At 64.6% G+C, this 6030-nt stretch carries 8 protein-coding genes; 4 read left to right on the forward strand and 4 right to left on the reverse strand.

Annotated features, from left to right (window positions below):
• Window positions 1-209: 209 nt before the first annotated feature.
• Window positions 210-1049, reverse strand: coding sequence for a 16S rRNA (cytidine(1402)-2'-O)-methyltransferase (rsmI, locus tag RJQ10_RS05125; RefSeq protein ID WP_350144292.1), 840 nt, complete (start codon window positions 1047-1049; stop codon window positions 210-212).
• 84 nt (window positions 1050-1133) lie between these two features.
• On the opposite strand from rsmI, the gene RJQ10_RS05130 reads away from it, so the two are divergent.
• Genes RJQ10_RS05130 through RJQ10_RS05145 form a run of 4 tightly spaced genes read left to right on the forward strand, consistent with a single transcriptional unit; the run spans window position 1134 to window position 4543 of the window.
• Window positions 1134-2951 (forward strand): penicillin-binding protein activator, encoded by a 1818-nt coding sequence (locus RJQ10_RS05130; RefSeq protein WP_350144294.1) that lies wholly within the window; start codon window positions 1134-1136, stop codon window positions 2949-2951.
• A 31-nt stretch (window positions 2952-2982) separates the two neighbouring features.
• Window positions 2983-3342 carry a YraN family protein gene (locus tag RJQ10_RS05135; protein ID WP_350144296.1) on the forward strand — a complete coding sequence of 120 codons (360 nt, stop codon included), beginning with the start codon at window positions 2983-2985 and terminating at the stop codon, window positions 3340-3342.
• Between the two features lie 23 nt (window positions 3343-3365).
• Window positions 3366-3974, forward strand: coding sequence for a D-sedoheptulose-7-phosphate isomerase (locus RJQ10_RS05140; RefSeq protein WP_350144298.1), 609 nt, complete (start codon window positions 3366-3368; stop codon window positions 3972-3974).
• Window positions 3971-4543, forward strand: a complete 573-nt coding sequence (locus tag RJQ10_RS05145) for a BON domain-containing protein (RefSeq protein ID WP_350144300.1) — start codon at window positions 3971-3973, stop codon at window positions 4541-4543. The genes RJQ10_RS05140 and RJQ10_RS05145 overlap by 4 nt, the downstream gene beginning before the upstream one ends.
• Window positions 4544-4576: 33 nt before the next feature.
• On the opposite strand, the gene RJQ10_RS05150 is transcribed toward RJQ10_RS05145, so the two are convergent.
• The 3 genes from RJQ10_RS05150 to RJQ10_RS05160 form a co-directional block, all read right to left on the reverse strand.
• The gene (locus RJQ10_RS05150) at window positions 4577-4978 is read right to left on the reverse strand and encodes a ClpXP protease specificity-enhancing factor (protein WP_350144304.1); all 402 of its coding nucleotides are present in this window, start codon (window positions 4976-4978) and stop codon (window positions 4577-4579) included.
• A gap of 34 nt (window positions 4979-5012) precedes the next feature.
• A complete protein-coding gene (locus RJQ10_RS05155) occupies window positions 5013-5645 on the reverse strand; it encodes a glutathione S-transferase N-terminal domain-containing protein (protein WP_350144306.1) in 633 nt (210 codons plus the stop codon).
• An 80-nt stretch (window positions 5646-5725) separates the two neighbouring features.
• A partial coding sequence (locus RJQ10_RS05160; RefSeq protein ID WP_350144302.1) for a cytochrome c1 occupies window positions 5726-6030 on the reverse strand: 305 nt, incomplete at its 5' end.

The raw sequence follows: 6030 nt of genomic DNA on the forward strand, positions 1-6030 counted from the left end.
GGGGGGCTTGTGGGCGTTACCCCCCCGCGCGTCTGGTAACCTCACCCCCTTTCTGGGGGGTCGCCGGCCCTGTGCCCTTCGGCTCGCGGAGTGAATTCTGGCTGGACTGGTGGCCGAGGAAGGTCAGGGTTGGCACCCAAGGTGGTGGGGGAGAGCCCCTTACCCCGCCGGGCGACCTTTGCCAACATGGAGCAAAACCCGAGTTGTGGTCAGTCTTTCAGCCCCAGCAGGTAGTCGTACAGTGCCTTTTTGCGCAGGCCGGTGAGGTCGGCAACCACGGCAGCGGCGCGCTTGGCGGGGAGCTCGACTGCGAGGCGCTGTAGCAGGCGAGCGGTTTCATCGCTGAGTTCGCCCTCCTGGTCGCGCCCGCGCTGGCCGCTGACCGCGAGCACGATCTCGCCGCGCTGCTGGTTGCTGTCCGCGGCCACGAAGGCGGCGAGCTCGGCCAGTGGCGCCCGTCGCAGGGTTTCGAAGGTCTTGGTGAGCTCCCGTGCCAGCAGAGCCTCGCGATCCGCGCCAAAAGCCTCCACCATGGCTTCCAGGGTCTCGACGACCCGGTGTGGGGCCTCATAGAACACCAGGGTTGCGGTTTCGGCGGACAGGGACTGCAGGCGGGCGGCCCGGGCGCCGGCTTTTGCCGGCAGGAAGCCCTCGAACAGGAAGCGGTCGGTGGGGAGGCCGGAGGCACTGAGGGCGGCGATGGCGGCGCAGGCGCCGGGAATCGGGACGACCCTGAAACCGTGCTGCTGGGCTTCTCGCACCAGCCGGTAGCCGGGATCGGAGATCAAAGGGGTGCCGGCATCGGACACCAGCACCACGATGCCGTTCGCAGCCAGGCAGGCCATTATTCTGGCCTGGGCGCGAGCATCGCTGTGATCGTGGTAGGCTTGCAGCGGCACATCGACATTGAAATGCTGCAGCAGGCGCGAGGTGTGCCGGGTATCCTCTGCGGCGACCAGGTCGGCGGCGGCCATTACCGCCAGCGCGCGCTGGGAAATGTCGCCCAGGTTGCCGATAGGCGTGGCAACAACATATAGTCCCGATTCCACTGCTCGCCCCTGGCCTTAAAATGCCTGCTTGTGCATTCACGGTGCAGACGGCAGCAGCCGCCCCACCCGGTCCGGAAGGATAACATGACCACGTTGATCACCAAGCGAAAACAGCCTGCGCCCCGACTCTGGCCAGCACTGATCCTGGCCGTGCTGGCAGGCTGTGCCAGCGCGCCCCCGCCGCCCCTGCCGGAGCCGGAGCCCGAGGGCGAGCCCGAAACCGGGATCCTTGCCGCGCCGGAACAGATTACAGCGCCACTCCTGCCGCCGAGCCAGTGGGACCAGGATTTCACTGCGGCGGGGGCTTACCTGGACCGCTTTGACTGGATGCAGGCAGAGCAGGCACTGGCTGCGCTGCAACCGCCCCTGGATGCGAATGACCGGGCCCGCAGGGACTACCTGCTGGCCAGGGCCGCCTTCCTGCGGGGCGACCTGGCCCTGGCCGGGTCGCTGTTGCAGGGTATTCCCGAAGCGGGTATCGCACCGGCGTTGCGCCTGCAGCGGAACGACCTGGCGCGCAAGATCGCCACGCTCGCGGGGCGCTGGTTGGACAGTGCCCGGATCGGGGCCGGCCAGCTTGGGCAGGGGGCCGATGACGCCGCGCTCCAGCGCGAAATCTGGCAGGACCTGAACCGGTTGACAGACACGGAACTCGCCGCCGCCCTGGAGCAGGCTGAACAGGGAGAATGGCGCGGCTGGCTGGAACTCGCGCTGCTCAATGCGACTGCCGGCAGCCGCAGGGAGCTGCAAGCAGGTCTCCAGCGCTGGCGCGGAAGCCACTTTGGACACCCGGCCGCCGCACGGCTGCCCGGCGGACTGGAATTTCTCGCCCAGGCACTGCAGCCGATAAACAAAGTCGCGCTGCTGCTGCCCCTGAGTGGCCGCCTGGAGCCCGCCGCGAGGGCCGTACGCGAGGGCTACCTGGCCCATTACTTTGCCGCGCGCGCCCGCGGTGATGCCGGCCACGAGATAGCGATTGTCGACACCGACGGGTTTCCCTCGGCGGTGGCCGCCTACCAACACGCCGTTGCCCAGGGTGCCGACCTCGTCATCGGCCCGCTGAGCAAGGAGGGCGTTGCCGAACTGGGTCAGATCAGCCCGCGGCCGGTGCCTGTCGTGGCCCTCAACCGCATCGAGGAAATGGTCAGCCAGGACGGCAGCGCACTGGTGCAACTGTCCCTGGCCCCCGAGGATGACGCGGTACGGATTGCCGAACTCGCCTTTGGCCAGGGCGCACGCAGAGCAATGGTGTTGCGCCCCGCCGGCGCTCGCGATGCCCGCCTGGAGGAAGTACTGCGCCAGCGCTGGCAGGAACTGGGGGGAGATATTGTCACCACTGCCAGCTACAGCTCACCCGAGGCCTACTCGGACCAGATCAAGAATGCCCTCAACCTGGGCGCAAGCGAGCAGCGGGCGCAAACCATTCGCAGCATGCTGGCGACCAACATCGAATTCACTGCGCGCCGCCGCCAGGATATCGATGTCGTGTTCCTGATGGCCGCGACACCGGCGGAAGCGCGTTCCCTGAAGCCGCTGCTGGCGTTCCACTATGCGGGCACCCTTCCCGTATACGCCACTTCAAGCATTTACGGCGGCCTGCCGGACCCCCGCAATCGCGACCTCAACGGCGCGCGGCTGGTAGAATTGCCCTGGCTGCTGGGTGCCAATCCGCCTCTGCGGGTGGCCATCGCCGCAGGCGGCAGCGGCAGCGACGATTTCGCCCGCCTCAATGCGCTGGGCGCTGATGCGTGGCTGTTGCAGTCACGCTTCGCCCAACTGCAGGCTGGCGCCGATGCCCTGATTCGCGGCAACACCGGTCTGCTGCAGCTGGATCCCGGATTGCGTATGCTGCGCGAGCCGGTGCTGGCCACATTTGATGGCAGCGAGCTGACCCGCCCCTGACATAGACTGTCATTTTCCAGGGAGCGGATGCATGTTGGCAAAGGGCTACAGTTACGAGGAGCGGGCAGCACAGTGGTTACAGGCACAGGGGTGGCGGATCCTGCAGCGCAACTACCGCTGCAAGGTCGGGGAAATCGATATCATCGCAATGGATGACTCCCAGCTGGTTTTCATTGAAGTGAGGTCGCGGAGCAATCGCAGGTTTGCCTCGGCCGCCGCCTCAGTGGACCGGCGCAAGCAACAGAAGCTGCTGCGCGCAGCGACGGTATACCTGCGCAGCGTCGGCGCGAGGGAAAATTACCCTTGCCGATTTGACGTCATTGCCTTTGACCCGCGACAATCCGGTCAGGACGCTGAACTACGGTGGATTCGCAGTGCCTTCACCGCCTGAAAGGCCCACCCCGGACCCGATCCATGGATGATGATTACCAGCTTATCGCCGCGAATTTCCAGCAGGTCATCACCACAGTGGCGATGGCCGTGGACGACCTGGCCATCCCCATCCAGCAGGCGGCGGCACGAATGACTGCGACTTTGCTGGCAGAGGGCAAGATCCTCGCCTGCGGCAACGGCGCCGACGCCAGCCTGAGCCAGCTGCTGTCAGCGACCCTGCTGGGCTGCTTTGAACAGGAGCGCCCGGCGCTGCCCGCAATGGCCCTGGCTGGCGACTGCAGCAGCCTCACCGGGATCGCGAGCCAGCAGGGTTTCGAAGATATCTACTCGCGCCAGGTACGCGCCCTGGGCCAGCCCGGCGACACCCTGGTCTGTATCAGCAGCGGCAGCGTCCCCGATGCCGTACTGCGTGCCGCCGAGGCCGCCCACGAGCGGAACATGGTGGTGATTGCGCTCTCTAATACCGGGGACCTCGCAATGGCGGAGCTCCTCCGGGGCAACGACGTAGCCATCAATTGCAGCGCCGAGAGGCGCCCCAGGGTCACAGAATTGCATACAATGGTCATTCACCTGCTCTGCGAGCTGATTGACCAAAGACTGTTTGGAAACCACAACGGAAGCTCATCATGAAACTGATCGCGCCCCTCATCATCCTCGTCGGCACGCTGTTCGCCAGCGGCTGTGGCAGCATGCTCGCCTCCGTGGAGGCCAATCCGATCAAGGACGATCCCAGCGAGCGCACCATGGCCCAGCGTCTTGAGGACGAAAGCATTGAAATCAAGGCGGTGGTCAACATCCACGCCGCAGACCCCGGCTACGACGAGGCCCACCTGGTGGCGGTAAGCTATAACGGGTTTGTCCTGCTCACAGGGCAAGTGGATACCGAGCGACTCAAAACTCTGGCGGCGGACGAGGTGCGGAAGATCCGTGGTGTTCGCCGGATTTACAACGAGTTGGAAGTGAGCCCGGCCATCGGAGCCCTGACCCGCACCCGCGACGCCTGGATAACCACCAAGATCAAGTCCTGGTTGCTGGCCAATGTGGACACCCCCGGAGTGCGCACCAAAGTTGTCACCGAGAACAGCGTGGTGTACCTGATGGGGCTGGTAACGAAAACAGAGGCCCGCCGCATTGCCGATGTGGCGGCTTCAGTCACCGGTGTAACGCGGGTAGTGCAGCTGTTTGAGACCCTGCCCTGAGGGGACAGGGGCCTTGCCTGCGGTGGCGCGGTCCTACTTGACGATCTTGAGGGACGGCCTGGCCTCGGGCTTGCCCGCCGTCGGGCCACTGTCACCCCCGGGCGGATCGTCCGGGCTCTCCGGCGGGTCCTCGGGCTCGAACACCATGCCCTGGCCGTTTTCACGGGCATAGATCCCGATAATCGCCGTCACCGGCACCAGAATGTCAGTCGGCGTGCCGCCGAACCGGCCGTTGAAACTCACCCACTCGTTGCCGATCTGCAGCTCGATCACCGCGCTGGGGCTGACATTCAGTACGATCTGGCCATCCTTGACATACTGGCTGGGCACCTCCACCCCTTGGCGGGTGGCGTCCACCAGCAGGTAGGGCGTACAGTCATTGTCGACTATCCACTCGTACAGCGCCCGCATGATATACGGGCGACTGGCGGACATGCTGGAAGTGGTTTTCACGGACTGGGGACGCGCGCTACAGGCGCATCTCGCGCTCTTGCTCGGACAGACTCTCCTGGAAAGACTCGCGGTTGAACAGGGCGTCCATATAGGCCAGCAGGGGCTTGGTCTGCTTGCCGGGCCTGATATCGATACCCAGGGAGGGCAAGCGCCACAGGATCGGAGCGAGGCAGCAGTCCACCAGGGTGAACTCATCGCTCATGAAGAACGGCTTTTCGGCAAAAATCGGCGCAATGCCAACTATCCCGTCACGCAATTCCTTGGTGGACTTGCTGACCACGTTGTCGCTGCGGGAGTGAAGGATGGAATCCACCAGGGAACACCAGTCCTTTTCGATCCGGTGGATGTACAGCCGGCTCTCGGCCCGGGCGACGGGATAGACGGGCAACAGGGGCGGGTGCGGAAAGCGCTCGTCCAGATACTCCATCATCACCTTGGATTCGTAGAGCACCAGGTCGCGATCTACCAGGGTGGGCAGGGAGTTGTAGGGGTTAAGGTCAGCAAGCTCCGCCGGCGGGTGCGCGCTGTCGGACTCGATCATGTCCACCGTGACCCCCTTCTCCGCAAGCACGATGCGGACCCGATGGCTGTACTGGCTGGTGCTGTCGGAAAAGAAAGTCATGGAGGACCGTTTGGCCACGGCGCCCATTGCGTTTTCATCAACTCGTTTCATAGTGCAGTCCAGGACAGTGAAGGAGCGGGGCCAGGCGGCCCCGACCCGGGGGCAACTCAGTGAATGTTTTTCCAGTACTCGCGATTCAATAGCCAGGCGAAGATGAAGAACAGGGCTATGAACAACAGCACGTAGACGCCAATACGCTTGCGATCGGCCGCCATGGGTTCGGCAGTATAGGCGAGAAAATTGACCAGGTCGTACATGGCGTTGTCAAATTCTTCCGGCGACATGGCGCCTTCGCTGGCCAGGGTAAACTGGCCACAGGGCTCTTCCAGCAGCGCTTCGCCGGTCAGCGGATCGCGCTTGACGCCGCCGTTATCAGCTTTGCCCGGACCCATGGCGCACTCCTGCAGGCCTT

The sequence above is a fragment of the Haliea sp. genome (assembly GCF_040222615.1).
Taxonomy (GTDB): Bacteria; Pseudomonadota; Gammaproteobacteria; order Pseudomonadales; family Halieaceae; genus Haliea.

What these genes read in the sequence shown, in the direction of transcription:
- RJQ10_RS05130 (WP_350144294.1), top strand. Translation starts at nt 1,134, where the DNA reads ATGACCACGTTGATCACCAAGCGAAAACAGCCTGCGCCCCGACTCTGG.
- RJQ10_RS05145 (WP_350144300.1), top strand. Translation starts at nt 3,971, where the DNA reads ATGAAACTGATCGCGCCCCTCATCATCCTCGTCGGCACGCTGTTCGCC.
- RJQ10_RS05150 (WP_350144304.1), bottom strand. Translation starts at nt 4,978, where the DNA reads ATGTCCGCCAGTCGCCCGTATATCATGCGGGCGCTGTACGAGTGGATA.
- RJQ10_RS05135 (WP_350144296.1), top strand. Translation starts at nt 2,983, where the DNA reads ATGTTGGCAAAGGGCTACAGTTACGAGGAGCGGGCAGCACAGTGGTTA.
- RJQ10_RS05155 (WP_350144306.1), bottom strand. Translation starts at nt 5,645, where the DNA reads ATGGGCGCCGTGGCCAAACGGTCCTCCATGACTTTCTTTTCCGACAGC.
- RJQ10_RS05140 (WP_350144298.1), top strand. Translation starts at nt 3,366, where the DNA reads ATGGATGATGATTACCAGCTTATCGCCGCGAATTTCCAGCAGGTCATC.